Source organism: Aeromicrobium marinum DSM 15272, from assembly GCF_000160775.2.
Lineage (GTDB): Bacteria > Actinomycetota > Actinomycetes > Propionibacteriales > Nocardioidaceae > Aeromicrobium > Aeromicrobium marinum.
The window spans coordinates 485,935-503,507 of sequence record NZ_CM001024.1 but is presented as its reverse complement, the minus strand read 5'-3'; the positions used below and the strand labels follow the sequence as shown (position 1 = coordinate 503,507).

At 70.9% G+C, this 17,573-nt stretch carries 16 protein-coding genes and 1 pseudogene; 5 read left to right on the top strand and 12 right to left on the bottom strand.

All coding sequences use genetic code 11. The features are described 5' to 3' along the window. Nucleotides 1-68 precede the first annotated feature (68 nt). Nucleotides 69-1,193 (top strand): annotated as a pseudogene (locus HMPREF0063_RS02765) (DEAD/DEAH box helicase); the annotation flags it as partial. A gap of 240 nt (nt 1,194-1,433) precedes the next feature. Here the strand turns inward: HMPREF0063_RS02765 and HMPREF0063_RS15605 are convergent. Then, entirely contained in the window at nt 1,434-2,159 is a 726-nt protein-coding gene (locus HMPREF0063_RS15605; protein WP_050760891.1) for a L,D-transpeptidase, read from the bottom strand. A 40-nt stretch (nt 2,160-2,199) separates the two neighbouring features. Further along, entirely contained in the window at nt 2,200-2,961 is a 762-nt protein-coding gene (locus HMPREF0063_RS02755) for a ParA family protein (protein WP_007077125.1), read from the bottom strand. An 83-nt stretch (nt 2,962-3,044) separates the two neighbouring features. Here HMPREF0063_RS02755 and HMPREF0063_RS02750 point away from each other — a divergent pair, with 83 nt between their 5' ends. The 3 genes from HMPREF0063_RS02750 to HMPREF0063_RS02735 all read left to right on the top strand — a co-directional run bounded on the left by HMPREF0063_RS02750 (nt 3,045) and on the right by HMPREF0063_RS02735 (nt 6,098). Beyond that, complete coding sequence (locus HMPREF0063_RS02750; RefSeq protein WP_007077124.1) at nt 3,045-3,803, top strand: SDR family NAD(P)-dependent oxidoreductase; 759 nt, start codon at nt 3,045-3,047, stop codon at nt 3,801-3,803. A gap of 15 nt (nt 3,804-3,818) precedes the next feature. Continuing rightward, entirely contained in the window at nt 3,819-4,649 is an 831-nt protein-coding gene (locus HMPREF0063_RS02745; protein ID WP_007077123.1) for an alpha/beta fold hydrolase, read from the top strand. 1,233 nt (nt 4,650-5,882) lie between these two features. Further along, a complete protein-coding gene (locus tag HMPREF0063_RS02735; protein WP_007077121.1) occupies nt 5,883-6,098 on the top strand; it encodes a hypothetical protein in 216 nt (71 codons plus the stop codon). Nucleotides 6,099-6,124: 26 nt separating this feature from the next. On the opposite strand, the gene HMPREF0063_RS02730 is transcribed toward HMPREF0063_RS02735, so the two are convergent. The 9 genes from HMPREF0063_RS02730 to ftsE all read right to left on the bottom strand — a co-directional run bounded on the left by HMPREF0063_RS02730 (nt 6,125) and on the right by ftsE (nt 14,614). After that, the gene (locus HMPREF0063_RS02730) at nt 6,125-6,949 is read right to left on the bottom strand and encodes a PHP domain-containing protein (protein WP_007077120.1); all 825 of its coding nucleotides are present in this window, start codon (nt 6,947-6,949) and stop codon (nt 6,125-6,127) included. Nucleotides 6,950-6,958: 9 nt separating this feature from the next. Beyond that, the gene (locus HMPREF0063_RS02725; RefSeq protein ID WP_342610514.1) at nt 6,959-7,513 is read right to left on the bottom strand and encodes a histidine phosphatase family protein; all 555 of its coding nucleotides are present in this window, start codon (nt 7,511-7,513) and stop codon (nt 6,959-6,961) included. Nucleotides 7,514-7,539: 26 nt separating this feature from the next. After that, complete coding sequence (locus HMPREF0063_RS02720) at nt 7,540-8,574, bottom strand: MaoC family dehydratase (protein WP_040320050.1); 1,035 nt, start codon at nt 8,572-8,574, stop codon at nt 7,540-7,542. 79 nt (nt 8,575-8,653) lie between these two features. Continuing rightward, complete coding sequence (locus HMPREF0063_RS02715; protein ID WP_007077117.1) at nt 8,654-10,114, bottom strand: cryptochrome/photolyase family protein; 1,461 nt, start codon at nt 10,112-10,114, stop codon at nt 8,654-8,656. An 18-nt stretch (nt 10,115-10,132) separates the two neighbouring features. Next, nucleotides 10,133-11,008, bottom strand: a complete 876-nt coding sequence (locus tag HMPREF0063_RS02710) for an amidohydrolase family protein (RefSeq protein ID WP_007077116.1) — start codon at nt 11,006-11,008, stop codon at nt 10,133-10,135. Beyond that, entirely contained in the window at nt 11,008-11,481 is a 474-nt protein-coding gene (gene smpB, locus HMPREF0063_RS02705; protein ID WP_007077115.1) for an SsrA-binding protein SmpB, read from the bottom strand. The genes HMPREF0063_RS02710 and smpB overlap by 1 nt, the downstream gene beginning before the upstream one ends. 57 nt (nt 11,482-11,538) lie before the next feature. Next, nucleotides 11,539-12,852 carry a M23 family metallopeptidase gene (locus HMPREF0063_RS15600; RefSeq protein ID WP_007077114.1) on the bottom strand — a complete coding sequence of 438 codons (1,314 nt, stop codon included), beginning with the start codon at nt 12,850-12,852 and terminating at the stop codon, nt 11,539-11,541. A 151-nt stretch (nt 12,853-13,003) separates the two neighbouring features. Next, the gene (gene ftsX, locus HMPREF0063_RS02695) at nt 13,004-13,918 is read right to left on the bottom strand and encodes a permease-like cell division protein FtsX (protein WP_007077113.1); all 915 of its coding nucleotides are present in this window, start codon (nt 13,916-13,918) and stop codon (nt 13,004-13,006) included. 6 nt (nt 13,919-13,924) lie between these two features. Further along, entirely contained in the window at nt 13,925-14,614 is a 690-nt protein-coding gene (gene ftsE, locus HMPREF0063_RS02690; RefSeq protein WP_007077112.1) for a cell division ATP-binding protein FtsE, read from the bottom strand. Between the two features lie 68 nt (nt 14,615-14,682). Between ftsE and HMPREF0063_RS02685 the strand changes: the two genes are divergently transcribed. Then, nucleotides 14,683-15,210: a hypothetical protein gene (locus tag HMPREF0063_RS02685; protein WP_007077111.1), complete on the top strand. Its 528-nt coding sequence runs from the start codon at nt 14,683-14,685 to the stop codon at nt 15,208-15,210. Here the strand turns inward: HMPREF0063_RS02685 and HMPREF0063_RS02680 are convergent. Then, nucleotides 15,195-17,570, bottom strand: coding sequence for an ATP-binding cassette domain-containing protein (locus HMPREF0063_RS02680; RefSeq protein ID WP_007077110.1), 2,376 nt, complete (start codon nt 17,568-17,570; stop codon nt 15,195-15,197). The two genes, HMPREF0063_RS02685 and HMPREF0063_RS02680, sit on opposite strands and share 16 nt — an antisense overlap. Nucleotides 17,571-17,573: the final 3 nt, after the last annotated feature.

Here is a 17,573-nt window from a genome sequence, read left to right as displayed (position 1 = left end):
GCGTCATGCCCGAGATCGCCGATGCCCTGACGGGCCACGGCATCGAGACCCCCTTTCCCATCCAGGAGATGACCCTGTCGGTCGCCCTCATGGGTACCGACCTCATCGGGCAGGCGCGCACCGGCACGGGCAAGACCCTCGCGTTCGCGATCCCGGTCATCCAGCGCACCGTCGCCCCGCACGACCCCGAGTACGGCGAGCTGGCCGCGCCCGGCAAGCCTCAGGCGCTGATCATCGCCCCGACCCGCGAGCTCGCGATCCAGGTCGCCGGCGACGTCGCGATGGCGTCGAAGCTGCGCGGCACCCGCAACCTGACGATCTACGGCGGCGTGCCCTACGAGGGCCAGCTGGACGCCCTGGAGTCCGGCGTCGACATCGTGATCGGCACGCCCGGGCGCATCCTCGACCTGGCCAACCGCCGCGCGCTCGACCTGTCCCACGTCAAGTCGATGGTGCTCGACGAGGCCGACGAGATGCTCGACCTGGGCTTCCTGCCCGACGTCGAGGCCATCCTCGCCAAGACCCCGGAGCTGCGTCAGACGATGCTGTTCTCGGCGACCATGCCCGGCGCCATCGTGGGCCTGGCCCGCAAGCACATGCGGCACCCCATGAACATCCGGGCCGAGTCGTCCGAGGACACCCAGATGGTCCCCGCCACGGCGCAGTTCGTGTGGCAGGCCCACGACATGGACAAGCCCGAGATCGTGTCCCGCATCCTGCAGGCCGACGACGTGGCGCGGGTCATCATCTTCACCCGCACCAAGCGCACCGCCCAGCGGGTCGCCGACGAGCTGGTCGACCGCGGCTTCCCGGCCTCGCCGTTGCACGGCGACATGGCCCAGACCGCCCGCGAGAAGGCGCTGCAGCGGTTCCGTGACGGCAAGATCAACACGCTGGTCGCCACCGACGTCGCCGCCCGCGGCATCGACGTCGCGAACATCTCGCACGTCATCAACTACAACTGCCCCGAGGACGACAAGACCTACGTGCACCGCATCGGGCGCACCGGTCGCGCCGGTGCGTCAGGCATCGCGGTCACGTTCGTCGACTGGGCCGACCTGCACCGGTGGAAGATGATCAACACCGCGCTGGGTCTGCCGTTCGCCGAGCCGCAGGAGACGTACTCGTCGTCGGACCACCTGTTCCACGACCTGGGCATCTCCCGTGACGTGAAGGGTCGACTGAAGCCGCCGTCGCCCAAGGAGCCCAAGACCGACGGTGGCCGGGGATCCTCCGGCGGTGGCGGTCGCGGCTCCTCCGGCGGACGTCCCGCCGGTGGTGGCGGCGGCCGTGGCCCCCGCTCCGGCAACGACTCCGCACAGGGATCGTCCGGCGACGGCTCCGGTGGCACCCCGCGCCGGCGCAACCGCAGTCGCAGCCGCTCCCGCGGCGGCGCACCGGTGGCCAAGACCGAGTGACCCGGCCGGTCGGCGTCAGGCGGTGACGACCACCGTGGTGCCGACCTGCCCGAACTCCCACATCGCGACGGCATCCTCGTCGGCCTGACGGATGCACCCGGCCGACAGGGGCGTGCCCAGCTGCTCCACGGTCTGCTCCGGAGTGCCGTCGTTGTAGGACGGGATGTTGTGGAACCCGATCGGGGCGTTCTCACCCGACGTGAACCGCACGAAGTACTCCATCGTGCCGCTGTAGTCGTAGGCCACGGCATGTCGCGTCCGCGACTGCACGGCGTAGGTCCCGGGGTCGAGGTTGTCGAACCGGCTGCCCGACACGAGGTAGGTGCGGGTGACCGAGCCGGTCTCGTCGACCAGCCACACCCGCTGCAGGCCCTCGGAGAAGACGACCCGGCGTCCCTCTCCGGAGTCCGGCGGCAGCACGAGAGGGTCCGTGACCACCGGAGCCGGCACCACGGCAGGCTCGGGCACCACGGGAGGCTCGGGGACCAGGACGACCCTGCGGGGCGGGGCGGTCAGGCCGACGGTGTCCTGCGCGAGCTCGTCGATGGCGTCGAGCAGCGCGGTCGACGCACCGGGCGCCGCCGTCACCGGGGCGGGGGTCGGAGCCGTGGGCGCCTCGACGGTCACCGCGGCGACACCGACGGCGAGCAGCCCGACCGCCGCGACGAGACCGGTGGCGCGATGCAGCACCGCCGCACGTCGTGGTGCGGCGTGGCGGCCCCGACTGCGGTGCACGGTCACGGGCCCATGCTAGCCCCGCCCGCGCGGTCGGGGACGGGGTTCAGTCGAGCAGTCCGGCGGCCACCGCGCGGTACGCCTCGGCGCCCTTGTGGGTCTTGCTGGTGCCCAGGATCGTCCGACCGATGGCCGGTGCCTCGGCGAACCGGATCGACTTGGGGATCGGCGGCTGCAGGACGGTGAGCCCGTAGGTGGACTCGATCGCCTCGAGCACGGCCTGCGCGTGGCGGGTGCGGCCGTCGTACATCGTCGGGAGCACTCCGAGGACCTCCAGGCCGGAGTTGATGAACTGCTTGACGTCGTGGATCGTGTCGAGCAGCTGACCCACCCCGCGGTGCGACAGCGTCTCGGCCTGCAGGGGGATGAGGACCTGCTGCGAGGCCGAGAGGGCTCCCACGGTGAGCACGCCGAGGGTCGGCGGGCAGTCGATGAGGATCCAGTCGTACTCGGCCGCGACCTTGTCGAGCGCGACCCGGAGCCGCTGTTCGCGGCCCGTGCGCGTGACGAGTCCCTCCTCGGCCTGCGTGACCGTGATGTTCGACGGCAGCAGGTGCATGCCGTCCTCGGTCACGACGATCGCGTCGTCGGCCTTGTTGGTGCCGAGCAGCACGTCACCGACCGTGACGTCGACGTCCTCGGGGTCGATGCCCAGCGAGAAGGTCAGGCCGCCCTGGGGATCGAGGTCGACCAGCAGGACCCGCTGGCCACGCTCGACCAGCGCCGCGCCGAGGGAGGCCACGGTGGTCGTCTTGCCGACGCCACCCTTCTGGTTCACCACGCTGATCGTTGTCGTCACGCGCGCCATTGTGCCACCCGCCCGACGGTCGCCCCGTCACCCCGGCGGTGACCGCATGCCGGGGGGCCACCGACCTTTGGCATGCTTGCGCCATGGCAGGACGCGCACTGATCACGGGAGCCACCGCCGGCATCGGCAACGCCTTCGCCCGAGCCCTGGCCGAACGGGGTCACGACCTCGTCGTCGTGGCGCGCGACACCGCCCGTCTCGAGCAGCTGGCCGCCGACCTGCGAGCCACGAACGGCGTCGAGGTCGAGGTCCTGACGGCGGACCTCACGGACCCGGACGGACTCGCGCGGGTCGTCAACGCGGTCACCGACAGCACCCGCCCGGTCGACCTGCTGGTCAACAACGCGGGCGCCTCCCTGGCCGGGTGGTTCGGCTCCACCGACATCGCCGACGAGGACCGTCAGCTGGACCTGCTGGTCCGCGCACCGATGCACCTCATGGACGCCGCCATCAAGGCGATGTCGGGCCGGGGCCACGGCCAGGTCGTCAACGTCGCCAGCGTGGCGGCCTTCACCCCGCGCGGCGCCTACTCGGCCCACAAGGCGTGGCTCGTCAACCTCTCGCAGTGGGCCCACCTGCACTACGCCGATGCCGGCATCTCGGTGATGGCACTGTGTCCGGGGTTCGTGCGCACCGAGTTCCACCAGCGGATGGGCGCCGACATCTCGACCGTCCCCCGCTGGATGTGGCTCAACGCCGACAAGGTCGTCGCGACGGCGCTGGAGGACCTCGAGCGCGGCCGACCGATCTCGGTCCCGTCGCTGCGCTACAAGCTCCTGACGGCGTTGTCGCGCCACCTGCCCGCCGGGCTCGTGGCGAAGATCGCCAAGCGTGGTCGCTGAGCCGGTGACGGCCGCATGAGCACGCCCACCAGCGTGACGCTGCCGGACGGCGTCGACGCCGTCACGGTCCACACCGCCCGCGGTGCGTTCGCCGCCCACCGCTCGTGCCCGCCCGACCCGGTCGCGCAGATCGTCCTCGTGCCCGGCTGGACCGGCAGCAAGGAGGACTTCACGCCCGTCCTGCCCCTGTTGTCCGCTGCCGGGTTCGGTGTCACCGCCTACGACCAGCGCGGGCAGTTCGAGTCCCCCGGTGGACCCGGCGACGACTACACGCTGGCAGCGCTGGCCGCCGACGCCCTGGCCGTGGCCGGTGACCTCGGGGGCCGTCCCCACCTGCTGGGGCACTCCTTCGGCGGACTCGTCGCGCAGCGGGCCGTGGTCGACCATCCCGGCGCGTGGGCGTCGGTCAGCCTGCTCTGCAGCGGACCCGGGGCCCTCGGCGAGGAGGCGGCTCGGTTCTTCGCGCCCCTGATCCGGTCGTTGACGACGGTCCCGCTCGACACGATCCACACGCTGCGCGAGCAGATCGCGGGCGTGGACCGTCCGCCGGAGATCGCGGAGTTCCTGCGCCGACGGTTCACCTCCAACTCCGCCGACGGACTGCGGGCCTTCACCCAGCACCTCGTCGACGCGCCGGACTGCACGGCCGAGGTCGCCGCGACCGGCGTGCCGGTCTGGGTGGGACGGGGTGCGGGCGACGACGCCTGGCCACACCCGGTGCAGGACGCGATGGCGTCACGCCTGGGGACGACGGTCCGGGTGATCGACGGCGCCGACCACTCCCCCGCGGTCGAGAACCCCCGGGGACTCGTGGACGCGTGGCTGCCGTTCCTGCGCTCCCGCTGAGGTGTGTCCGAGGATGGTGGCAGACTGGCAGCGACAGCCGCGCACGAGGACAAAAGCACTGGAATCGCAGTGAAATAGTTGGATGCAGGGGTTGTGCTCCGTCGGTCGGATCGACTACCATGGAACACATGTTCGACACCGGTTCTGCTCCCGACCAGCTGCTTGCGCAGCTGCACCAGGCGCTGGACACCGTGTCGACCGAGGCGTGGGCGGGTCTCGCGCCGGCCGAGCAGACTTCCGCCGCAGCATCGATTGCGCGGTTGAAGGCCCGCCTGACGGCGCACGAGTTCGCGGTCACCCGGGCGATGCAGACCTCCCGTGCCGCGAGGGCGGCCGGGTCCACGTCGACGGGCGCGTTGATCGCGAACCAGTTCGGTGGCGACCGCCGTACCGCGGACGCATCGGTCAAGCGTGCCGAGGTCGTGGGGAAGGCCCGGTCGACACAGGACGCACTCGCGGCGGGGCGGATCAGCGAGAAGCAGGCCGCTCTGATCGCCGGCGCCCTGCCGAAGATCCCCGAACAGCATCGGGCTGCCGCGGAGGCCAAGCTGCTCGACGAGGCGCCCCGGATGGATCTGAAGACGTTGGAGCGCAGGATTGACCGGATCAGTGACACCTGGGCCGAACCCGACGTCGTGGACGCGACCGAGGACCAGATCCTCGCCGCCCGCGAGAAGCGGGCGTGGGCCAAGACCGAGTTCTGGATGTCCGGCGCCGTCGACGGTGTCGTCAAGTGCGGATTCACCATCCCCGAGGCCCAGGCCGACATGCTCCGCACCGCCGTCGAAGCACTCGCGGCCCCGCAGCATCAAGATCCGGCCGAGGCGACGTTGGACGAGCGGCCGTCCATCGGGCAGATCCGTGGGCGGGCGTTCTGCACCCTCATCGAATCCCTCGACACCACCAAGCTCCCGACCAAGAACGCGGTCGGACCGATCCTGACGATCAATCTCGACCACGACACGTTGTTGGGCAAGCTCCGCGCCGCCACGTTGTCCACCGGCACTCGCATCAGCGCCGGCGAAGCCCGGCGGATGGCGTGCGAGCACCGCTTGCTTCCCACCGTCTTCGACGGCACGTCTCTCCCGCTGGACCAGGGACGCGACAAGCGACTCTTCACCACCCACCAGCGCAGAGCGTTGGAGCACCGCGACAAGGGCTGCAGCTTCCCCGGCTGTGACAGGCCACCGGGAATGGAGCCGTCGCAATGGGCGCGTAGCGGCGACGGAGTGCGTGGCGCACCACGCGAACGAGCAATGGGCCCACGGCGGCGACACCAACCTGCGGGACGGGGTCCTGATCTGCCCCGCCCACCACCGCATCCTGCACGCCGACGGCTGGCAGATCAGATTCACCGACGGGATTCCCGAGTACATCCCTCCACCGGCCGTCGACCCACGACGCAGGCCACGCAGACACACCCGGTACACCGACCAGCGAGTCGCGTGACCCCGCGAAGTGCCGGCCAGAGCCCGTCAGCCCAGGAGTCGCTCGAGCTGCTCCGGGGCGGTCGTGTTGCACCCCAGGTGGAACGCCGCGGACTTGCCGGTGCCGTGGTAGTCGCTCGACCCGGTGACGACGAGGTCGAGGTCGGTGGCGATCGTCCGCAGCGCCTCGCGCGCGGCGGGGTCATGGTCGTTGTGATCGACCTCGATGCCGGCCAGGCCGTGCGGCACCAACCCCGCGATGGCGTCGGCGGTCAGCACCCGGTCGCTGCCGCGCGACCACGGGTGGGCCAGGACGGTCGTTCCGCCGGCGGCGACGATCAGCTCGATCGCGGTCGCCAGCGGCGCGGCGTACCGGTCGACGTACGCCGGACGCCCGGGCTTGAGGAACCTCTCGAACGCCTCACTGCGGTCGGCGACCACGCCTCGCTCGACCAGCGCGTCGGCCACGTGCGGGCGGCCCGATGCCATGGCGTGGCCCGACACCGCGGCCACGTCCGCCTGCGTGATCTCGATGCCCAGATCGTTCAACCGGCCGATGATGCCGGGCAGGCGGCCGTCGCGTCCAGCGAGCACGCGGTCCAGCTCGGCCAGCAACGCCTCGTCGTGCGGGTCGAAGGCGTAGCCCAGCAGGTGGATGCTCTGGTGCTCGAGCCGGCACGACACCTCGATGCCCGGCACCAGGCGGATGCCCGCACGATCCGCGGCGGCCTGCGCCTCGTCCCACCCGGCGGTGGAGTCGTGGTCGGTCAGCGCCACGACCGACAGCCCCGCGGCCGCTGCGTGCTCGACCAGCTCGGTCGGCGAGTCGGTGCCGTCCGAGCGGTTGGAGTGCGTGTGCAGGTCGATGGTCACGACGTCAGGCTACCGACCGACGGCCACGTTCCAGGTGGCGACGACCGGGGTGCCCCGGTCGTCTCCGAGGGTGCTGACCGTGGCCGTGTCGAGGAACAGGTGACGACCGTGAGCAGCCGGCAGGCCCAGCCATCGGGCCGCCAGGACCCGCAACGAATGGCCGTGCGCGAACACCAGGGTCGGTCCGTCCGCGGCCCGCACCCGTCGCACCACACGGTCCAGCCGGGCCTCGACCTCGGCCGGCGACTCGCCACCGGGGGTGGGCCCCTCCCACACCGTCCAGGTCGGATCGGTCTCGCGGATCACCGCGGTCGTGATGCCCTCGTAGGCGCCGTAGCGCCACTCCGACAGGTCGTCGTCGACCGTCGCGCCGCCGTACCCGGCGATCTCGGCGGTGCGTCGGGCCCGGCCGCGGGGGCTGGTGAGCACCTGCGCGAACTCCACGCCGGCGAGCAACGGCACCACCGCGGCGGCCTGACGCTCTCCCTCGGTCGTCAACGGCAGATCCGTGGTGGAGGTGTGCCGGCCGTCACGGCTCCACTCCGTCTCACCGTGGCGGACCATCCACAGCTGGGACCTCAGCGGGGCCATCAGCGCGGGACGAGGACCCAGACGTCCAGGTCGAGCAGCACCCCGGCCGCATACTTGCCGTCGTCGCCGCGCAGCACCATCGCCTCGTCGCGACCCTTCGTGGCGACCAGGCGCAGCCGCAGAGCTCCGACCCCGGGCGCCGCGGTGTCCGCGACGTCGAGCACCTCCGACCACGCGTACACCGTGTCACCGGCGAACGCGGGGGCCGCGTGCGACCCACCGTTGATCGCCGCGACCAGCTGGGCGTTGGCCAGCCCGTTGAACGACAACGCGCGCGCCAGCGAGATGATGTGCCCCCCGTAGACCAGCCGGTTGCCGTCCGGCCGGGCCTCGGTGTTGAAGTGCACCTTCGCGGTGTTCTGCCACAGCCGGGTCGCCAGCATGTGCTCGGCGTCGGTCAGGGTGACGCCGTCGACGTGGTCGATCTTCTCGCCCACGGTGTAGTCACCGGCCCGGTGCGGCTCGCCCGCGGCCACGTGGTCGTAGGCGCTGAAGTCCAGACCCTCGGGGATCACCAGGTCCTCGGGAGCGACCACGGCACTGAGCTCGGGAACCACCGTCTCGGGCGCCGGCGACCCGGCATCGCGCTTGTTGACCATGACCCATCGGACCCAGTCGATGACGACATCGTCCCGCTGGTTGGTCGCGGTCGAACGCACGTGCACCACGCCCGTGCGGCCGTTGGAGTTCTGCTTGAGCCCGATGACCTCCGAGCGGGTGCGGATCGTGTCACCGGTGGTGACCGGGCGGTGGAACCGGCACTCGGCGTAACCGAGGTTGGCGACCGCGTTGAGCGAGATGTCGGGCACGGTCTTGCCGAACGCGATGTGGAAGGCGATCAGCTCGTCGACCGGCGCCGGCGACAGCCCCACCGCGGCAGCGAACTCCGCCGACGACGAGAGCGCGAAGCGTGACGGGTACAGCGCTCCGTACAGCGCCCGGTCCCCCTCGGTCACGGTCCGCGGGGTGGCGTGCTCGATGACCTGCCCGACCGTGAAGTCCTCGAAGAAGTTCCCGGCGTTGGTCTTGCTCATGCGTCTCCTCAGGCGAAGGGTGGATGCCGCCCCCATCATCGCCGACGCGCCGCCCGCCGCCCCGCTCCGGGTCGACCTGTCACCAGCGCTCGCGCTGCACCTCGGCCTCCACCACCGCGTCGATGTCGGCGAGCCGCCGCATCCCGGCCAGCGGCTGCGCCATCCGGTGGTTGCCGCGGATGAATGGCTCGACCCGGTGCAGGAACGCCCAGTAGCCCGCGGTGTACGGGCAGGCGTCGTCACCGAGCCGCTTCCTGGGATCGAACGTGCAACCGCCGCAGTGGTCGCTCATCCGGTTCACGTAGGCGCCACCTGCGGCGTAGGGCTTGGTGGCCACGAGGCCACCGTCGGCGTGCTGGCTCATGCCGATCACGTTGGCCGGCATGACCCAGGGGGTTCCGTCGACGAAGGCGTCGGTGAACCACCGGTTCAGCTCGACCGGGTCGTGCCCGCGCTGCAGCGAGAAGTTGCCCAGGACCATGAGCCGTTCGATGTGGTGGGCCCAGCCGGTGTCGCCCACCCGGCGCAGCACGTGGGAGAGGCACGCCGACTCCACCCCGTCACCGTCCAGCGCCCACCAGGCCGAGGGCAACGGCTCGCCCGCACCGAGGTGGTCGTGCGAGGTGGCGTAGTCGCGACCCAGGTACCAGTACAGGTGCCAGACCCAGTCCCGCCAGCCGACGACCTGCCGCACGAAACCCTCGACGCCGGCCAGCGGGGCGTCGCCGGCGTCGAAGGCGGCGAGCGCGGCGGCCACCACCTCCCGCGGATCGAGGAGACCCAGGTTCAGCGGCACGCTCAGGCGGGAGTGCGCCATGACCGGATCAGCGGCCAGCATCGCGTCCTCGTGCGGGCCGAAGGCCGGGAGGCGGTGCCGGACGAAGTCGTCGAGCGCAGCCAGGGCCTCGTCCCGGGTGGCGGCGAACCACCGGGGACCGTCGCGACCCAGGAACTGCACCCCCTCGGCCTCCATCGCGTCGAGGTCGCGGCGCACCGCCTCGTCGACGTCGTCCTCGGTCGGGGCCCACGACGCCGGCAGGCCCAGGGTGGCCTGGCCCCGAGGTGGCGGCTCGCGGTTGTCGTGGTCGTAGTTCCACCGGCCACCCTCGGGGTCGTCGGGGCCGTTCATGAGGATCCGCTCCCGGGTCCGGACGTCGCGGTAGAAGTGCTCCATCACCAGCCGGGAGGCGTCGCGGCCGTCGGCCCAGGCGGCGAACGTTGCCTCGTCGGTGACGAAGCCCCGACTGGGCAGCACCGTGGCTCCGTGCTCCCCCACCAGGTCACGCTCGGCCCACGAGGTCGGCGCGACGACCTCGATGTCGTCGCGGTCGGTCAGCAGGCGCGGCAGGTCGGCCGCCGTGACGATGGCGGCCCGTTCGCCCAGCTCGGCGGCGCGACGACGCAGCGCCGTCAGCAGCAGGTGCGCCTTCTGCCGGTGGATCGGACGGTCGCGCCACGACGCGGTGGCGTCGACCAGCAGGAGGTCACCGCCGTCGTCGAAGTGCGGGCCCAGCTGGTCGCCGAAGATCACCCTCGCCATGGCCTCGACGCTAGGTGATCAGGTACCGCGGTGCTCGCCGAAGAGCTCGGCCGCGTTGTGCCACAGGACCCGCCGCAACCACTCGTCGCCCAGCTCGAGCCGGACGAGGGACTCCACCTGGTGCGCGTAGGCGTACGGGATGTTCGGGAAGTCGGTCCCGAACAGGATCTTGTCGCGCAGCGCCTCGACCCGCGGCAGGAGGACCGGGTCGAACGGCTCGCCGAAGAAGTCGACGAACACCATCGTGGTGTCCAGCCGCACCTGCTCGTACCGCTCGGCGAGATCGAGGAACTCCGGGATCTCCGGCATCCCCATGTGCGCGACGACGACCGGCAGGTCCGGGTGCCGGGTCAGCACGTCGGCGACGCCCTCCACGCCGGTGTACGTCCCGGGGGCCGGCCCCGACCCCGCGTGCAGCACGATCGGCGTCCCGGACGCGGCGAGGCTCGCCCAGACCGGCTCGAGCAACGGGTGGTTGGCGGGGAAGTCCCCCACCTGCACGTGCGCCTTGAACACCTCGACGCCGTCGGAGATCGCCGCGTCGACGTAGGCGTCGACCCCCGGCTCGGGGTAGAACGTCGCCGACCACAGGCTCTCGGGATGGGCGGCGGCGAACTCGTTGCTCCACTCGTTCATGAACCCGGCCACCCCGGGCTTGTGCGCGTAGGACAACGCCGAGTAGCGGCGCACGCCCATCGCCCGCAGATGGGCGACCCGCTCGTCGTCGGACCACCGGTAGGTGATCGGCCACGGCCGTCCCAGCAGCGGCCCGGCCGAGTCGAAGTAGGCCCAGACCTTGGCCAGCACCCGGGGATGCATGAAGTGCACGTGCACGTCGAACAGCCCCGGGATCCCCAGCCGCTCCGCCAGGGCCGGGAGGTCCTCGTCGAGCACTACAGACCCTTCATGCGACGACCCAGCTCACGGGTCGCCTCGTTGCGAGCGGTGCGCTCGGCGATCGCGTGCCGCTTGTCGTACTCCTTCTTGCCCCGGGCCAGCGCGATCTCGACCTTGGCCCGCCCGTCCTTGAAGTACAGGCTGAGCGGGATGATCGTCAGCCCCTTCTCGGACGTGCGGCGCTCGATCTTGTCGATCTCGACCCGGTTCAGCAGCAGCTTGCGACGCCGGCGGGTCTCGTGGTTCGTCCACGTGCCCTGGCTGTAGTGCGGGATGTGCACCTGCAGCAGCCAGGCCTCACCGCGGTCGATCTCGCCGAAGCCGTCGACCAGCGACGCCCGACCCGCACGCAGGCTCTTGACCTCCGTGCCGGTGAGCACGAGGCCGGCCTCGAAGGTGTCCTCGATGTGGTAGTCGTGGCGCGCCTTGCGGTTCTGCGCGACGAGCTGCCGACCGGTCTCCTTGGACATGGCCCCAGTCTCTCATCCGGGCGGACACGACGGCCGTGGCGTCGTGCGGGCGAACCCCTACAGCCAGTTCATCGGGTTGGTGGTGCTGCCGTTGGCCAGCACCATGAAGTGCAGGTGGCAGCCGGTGGAGTACCCGGTGCTGCCGACGTAGCCGATCACCTGGCCGCGGGACACCCGGCTGCCGGCGCTGACCGCGAACCGCGACAGGTGGTTGTAGGTCGTGACGACGCTCTGGCCCCGGATGATGCCGTGGTTGATGATGACCCGGTTGCCGTAGGCCGCGTTGTAGAACTGCTGGATGACGGTGCCGTCGGCGGCCGCGATGATCGGCGTGCCGCACGCACCGCGGAAGTCGGTGCCGTCGTGCAGCTTGTACACCCCGGTGATGGGGTGGGTCCGCATGCCGTAGGACGAGGTCACCGAGCCCGACACCGGACGCGACAGGGCGCTGTTGTTGGCAGGGGGCGGCGGTGGGGCCGGGTTGCCGCCGGCGGCTGCGGCGGCGGCCGCAGCGGCGGCCGCGGCCTGACGCTCGCGCTCCTTGCGCAGCTCCTCGGCCACGATCGCGGCGATCGCCGCCTCGGTGCGGGCCCGCTCGGCCTCCAGCGCCGCCACCTGGGCGGCATCGTCGGCACGGATGCGCTCGGCGTCCTGCTGGTTCGTGGCGTTGACCTGCACCAGACCGTTGATCTCGGCCTCCTGCGCGGCGGCCTCGGCCTCGAGCGCCTGCATCGCCGCCAGGTTGGCAGCGGCCTCGTCGCGAGCCACCTGCACCTGGTCGCGCAGCTCCTGCACCTTCTCGCGGTTGAGGTCGAGGATCACCCGCGTGGCGGCGAGCCGCTGCATCAGCGCGACCTGAGCGTCACCGATCGAGTCCTTGATCGCCATCTTCTCGGAGAAGACCGAGGGGTCCTCGCCGCGCAGCAGGTCGCCGAAGGCCCGCAGGCCGGGGTCGCCGTCCTGCAGGTTCTCCACCGCGAAGGCCTCGACCTCCGAGGCCGACGTCGCCAGCTCGGACTCGGCGACCTTCAGCGCCTCCTCGGCGACCCGCAGGGCCTCCTCGCTGCGCGCCAGCTCGGCCTGCATCTCGGCGTCACGGGCGCGCGAGGCGGCCAGCTGTCCACGGACCTCGCCGAGCCGGGTCTGGGCGGCGGCGAGCTGGGCCTGCGAGGCCTGCAGCACGGCGGTCGCGTCGGCGAACGCCTTCGACGACTCGTCGAACGAGCGCTGGGCCTCACCGAGCTGTCCGTTCAGACCGTTGCGACGCTGCTCGAGGTCGTCCCGCGAGCTGGCCGACACCGGGTTGGCGGCGGCCACCAGGGCGAGGGTCAGCACCGCAGCGGTGATCGTGTTGCGCAGGGAAGAGGTCATGGGTCTCGACTTCGGGGAAGATCCGCCCGGGGGCGGGAGCGTCGATGGACTGTGGACTTGTCGCCCAGGCGTGGGACGCCTGTGACAGGTGTGACTCAGGAGACTCTAGTTCACCTTGAGGGTCCAGACCACCCCTCGCGCCCGATCGACCTCAGACGTCGAGGTACTTGCGGGTCATCACCAGGGTCGGCACGAGCGCCAGGAGGAGGGCCAGACCCGTCGTGTACGCCATCACCGTGATCGCCTCCGACCAGCCGACCCAGGTGGTGATCTGCCCGAGCGTCGAGCGCAGGTAGCCGTACACGACGAACACCATGAAGGCCACGAGACCGGCCGAGGCCAGGGCCGCGGAGATGAGCGCCGCCAGCAGCGACTCGAGCACGAACGGCAGCTGGATGTGCCAGCTCGACGCCCCGACGTACCGCATGATGCTGATCTCGCGACGGCGTGCGTGCGCGGTCATCCGGATCGTGTTCGACACCTGCAGCACGGCGGCGAGGATCAGCAGCAACGACGCACCCAGCGCGGCGTACCGCATCTTGTCGAGGATCTCGAACAGCGGTCCGAGCAGCTCCCGCAGGGAGTTGACGCTGCCGACGCCGTCGAGGCCGGAGACCTGGCTGACCACCCCGTCGAACTCCTGCGGGTCGACCAGGGTGACGAAGTAGGACTCGGGGAACGAGTCAGGACCGAGCGTCTCGAGCTGGCGCTGGCCGGTCTCGGACTGGCCGAAGACCTCACGGGCCTTCTCGAAGTTCTCGGCCGGGGTCCGGATCTCGAAGGACCGCACCTCGGGGTTGTCGTCGAGCGCGGCCTGGACGGCCTCGCGCTGGGCGTCGGTCGCGGCCCCGCCCAGGCAGGTGGCGGCCGGCGAGTTCTGGGTGCACAGGTTGACCTGCAGCTGCAGCCGGTCGCCGAAGAACTGCTCCGTGCGGTCGGCCTGCGCCTGGATCAGCAGCCCGAGGGCCGCGAGCACCAGGGACACGCTCATCGTGACGACCAACGAGATGGTCATCGACTTGTTGCGCGACAGGCTCGCGCCGAGTTCCTTCAGAGTGGAGTTCATGGCACCTCAGTTCTGGTAGCCGTAGATGCCCTGCGCCTCGTCGCGCACGACGCGACCGTCGTCGAGCTCGATGACCCGCTTGCGCATCTGGTCGACGATCGAGGAGTCGTGGGTGGCCATCACGACGGTGGTGTCGGTGCGGTTGATGCGGTCGAGCAGCTTCATGATGCCGATGCTCGTGGCCGGGTCGAGGTTGCCGGTGGGCTCGTCGGCGATGAGGATCATGGGCCGGTTGACGAACGCGCGGGCGACGGCCACGCGCTGCTGCTCACCGCCGGAGAGCTCGCCGGGGAGCCGGTCGCCCTTGCCCTCCAGCCCCACCAGCTCGAGGGTCTCGGGCACGAGCTTGTCGATCTCGGCGCGCGGCTTGCCGATGACCTGCAGCGCGAACGCCACGTTCTCGTTGACCGTGCGGTTGGGCAGCAGCCGGAAGTCCTGGAACACCGTGCCGACCTGGCGGCGCAGCTTGGGCACCTTCCAGTTCGAGAGCTTGTTGATCTCCTTGCCGGCGACGAAGACGCGGCCGGTGGACGGCCGCTCCTCGCGCAGGATCATGCGCAGGAAGGTCGACTTGCCGGAGCCGGAGGCACCGACGAGGAAGACGAACTCCCCCTTGGCGATCTCGAGGTCGAGCGCGTCGAGGGCAGGACGCTTCTGGCCGGTGTACGTCTTGGAGACGTGGTCGAAGCGGATCACCCGCCCGAGTCTAGGCAGGTGACCCCACGAGACCCTGCAGGCTCGCCCGCCGGGACTACCGTGGGGCGATGCACCTGCACCTGCCCGATCCCCGCCGGATGGCCCCCCTCGCAGCGGAGGTGGCGTCGGTGGTCCCCCGCGCGCTGCACCTGCTCACCGCCACCGAGCAGCTGCTGCGCCGGGTCGACGAGCTCGTCGACCGGATCGAGCAGACCCGGCAGGCGGCGGACGCCGTGATCGTCCGGACCGCGGGCACCGTGGGCAGTGCCGAGCCGACGCTACGACGGGCCGAGGAGCTGCTGGACTCGTTCGCACCGTCCCTGCAGCGGTTGCAGCCCACCCTCGACCGGCTGGCCGAGACGACCCACCCCGACGAGGTCACGGCGCTGGTGGACCTGATCGACCACCTGCCGATGCTCGTGGCCAGGCTGGAGACCGACATCGTTCCGATCCTGGAGAACCTGGGCACCGTCGGACCGGACATCCACGACCTGCTGGACACCGTGCAGGGACTGGGCGAGATGCTCGCCAAGGTGCCGGGCCTGGCCCGGATGCGTCAGCGGGGCGCCGACGCCGAGGATCAGCGGCCCACGTAATCGGCCCCCACGTAATCGGCAAGGTGCTCGCCGGTGATGGTCGACCGGGCCGCGACCAGGTCGGCGGGGGTGCCCTCGAACACGACGCGTCCACCGTCGTGGCCGGCCCCCGGGCCGAGATCGATGATCCAGTCGGCGTGGGCCATGACGGCCTGGTGGTGCTCGATGACGACGACCGACGTGCCGGACTCGACCAGCCGGTCGAGCAGACCCAGCAGGTGCGCGACATCGGCCAGGTGCAGACCGGTGGTGGGTTCGTCGAGGATGTAGACACCGCCCTCCGTCCCCAGGTGGGTCGCGAGCTTGAGTCGTTGCCGTTCGCCGCCGGAGAGGGTCGTGAGTGGTTGGCCCAGTCCCACGTAGCCGAGACCGACGTCGACCAGGCGCAGCAGGATTCGGTGGGCCGCCGGGACGCTGGCCTCCCCGGGGCCGAAGAACTCCGCGGCGTCGGCGAGCGGCATCGACAGGACCTCGCTGATGTTCCTGCCCCCCAGGGTGTGCTCGAGCACGGCGGGTCGGAACCGTCTGCCCTCGCAGTCCTCACAGGTGGTCGGGACGCCGGCCATGATGCCCAGGTCGGAGTAGATGACACCGGCCCCCTTGCAGGTGTCGCACGCGCCCTCGGAGTTCGCGCTGAACAGCGCGGGCTTGACGCCTCCGGCCTTCGCGAAGGCCTTGCGGACGGGCTCGAGCAGGCCGGTGTAGGTGCCGGGGTTGCTGCGACGCGACCCCTTGATCGCGCCCTGGTCGATCGCCACGACCCCGTCGCGGCCGACCAGCGACCCGTGGATCAGTGAGCTCTTGCCGGATCCGGCCACCCCGGTGACGACCGTGAGCACCCCGAGGGGGATGTCGACGTCGACGTCGCGCAGGTTGTGCGACGACGCGCCCCGGATCTGCAGGGCACCGGTCGGAGCGCGGACCGACTCCTTGACGGACACCCGGTCGTCGAGGTGGCGCCCCGTGAGGGTGTCGCTGGCCCGCAGCTCCTCGACCGTGCCCTCGAACACGATCTCGCCGCCGGCCGTGCCGGCACGCGGCCCGAGATCGACCACGTGGTCGGCGATCGCGATGGCCTCGGGCTTGTGCTCGACGACCAGGACGGTGTTGCCCTTGTCGCGCAGCTGCAGCAGCAGGGCGTTCATGCGGGCGATGTCGTGCGGGTGCAGGCCGATCGTGGGCTCGTCGAAGACGTAGGTGATGTCGGTGAGCGCCGAGCCGAGGTGCCGGATCATCTTGGTGCGTTGCGCCTCGCCACCGGACAGCGTGCCCGACGGCCGGTCGAGCGACAGGTAGCCCAGGCCGATCTCGACGAACGAGTCGATCGTCCGGGCCAACGCGGTGAGCAGCGGAGCGACCGACGGCTCGTCGAGCTCGGCGATCCAGGCCGCGAGGTCGGTGATCTGCAGGGAGCACAGGTCGGCGATGCTCATGCCGGCGATCTTCGAGGACCGGGCCTCGGCACTGAGCCGGGTGCCGTCGCAGTCCGGACACGTGGTGAACGTGACCGCCCGCTCGACGAAGGCGCGGATGTGCGGTTGCATCGCCTCGACGTCCTTGGACAGGAAGGACTTCCGGATCTGCGGGATGATGCCCAGATAGGTCAGGTTGATGCCCTCGACCTTGATCTTGGTGGCCTCGGCGTGCAGCAGACCGTCGAGCTCCTTGGCGGTGAAGTCCTTGATCGGCTTGTCGCAGTCGAACAGTCCGACCCCGCGCAGGATCCGCCCCTGCCAGCCGTCCATGCTCCAGCCCGGGATGGTCAGCGCGCCCTCGTTGATCGACCTGGTGTCGTCGTACAGGGCCGACAGGTCGAAGTCGTGGACCGCACCGCGCCCCTCGCACCGCAGGCACATGCCACCGGTGACGGTGAACTCGGCGCGTTCCTTGACCTCACGACCGCCCTTGGACGTGGTCACCGCGCCGGCGCCGCTGACCGAGGCGACGTTGAAGCTGAACGCCTGCGGTCCGCCGATGTGCGGTTCCCCGAGTCGGCTGTAGAGCCGGCGCAGCATCGCGTTGACGTCGGTGGCGGTGCCGACCGTGGAGCGCGGATCCGACCCCATCCGCTCCTGGTCGACGATGATCGCCGTGGTGAGCCCGTCGAGCAGGTCGACGTCGGGCCGCGCCATCGAGGGCATGAAGCCCTGCAGGAAGGCGCTGTAGGTCTCGTTGATCATGCGCTGCGACTCGGCGGCGATCGTCGCGAACACCAACGAGCTCTTGCCGGAGCCGGAGACACCGGTGAACACGGTGAGGCGGCGTTTGGGAAGGACGACACTGACGTCCTTGAGATTGTTCTCGCGCGCGCCCTGCACGCGGATCAGGTCGTGGCGGTCGGCGGGGTGCGGCTCACTCATCGG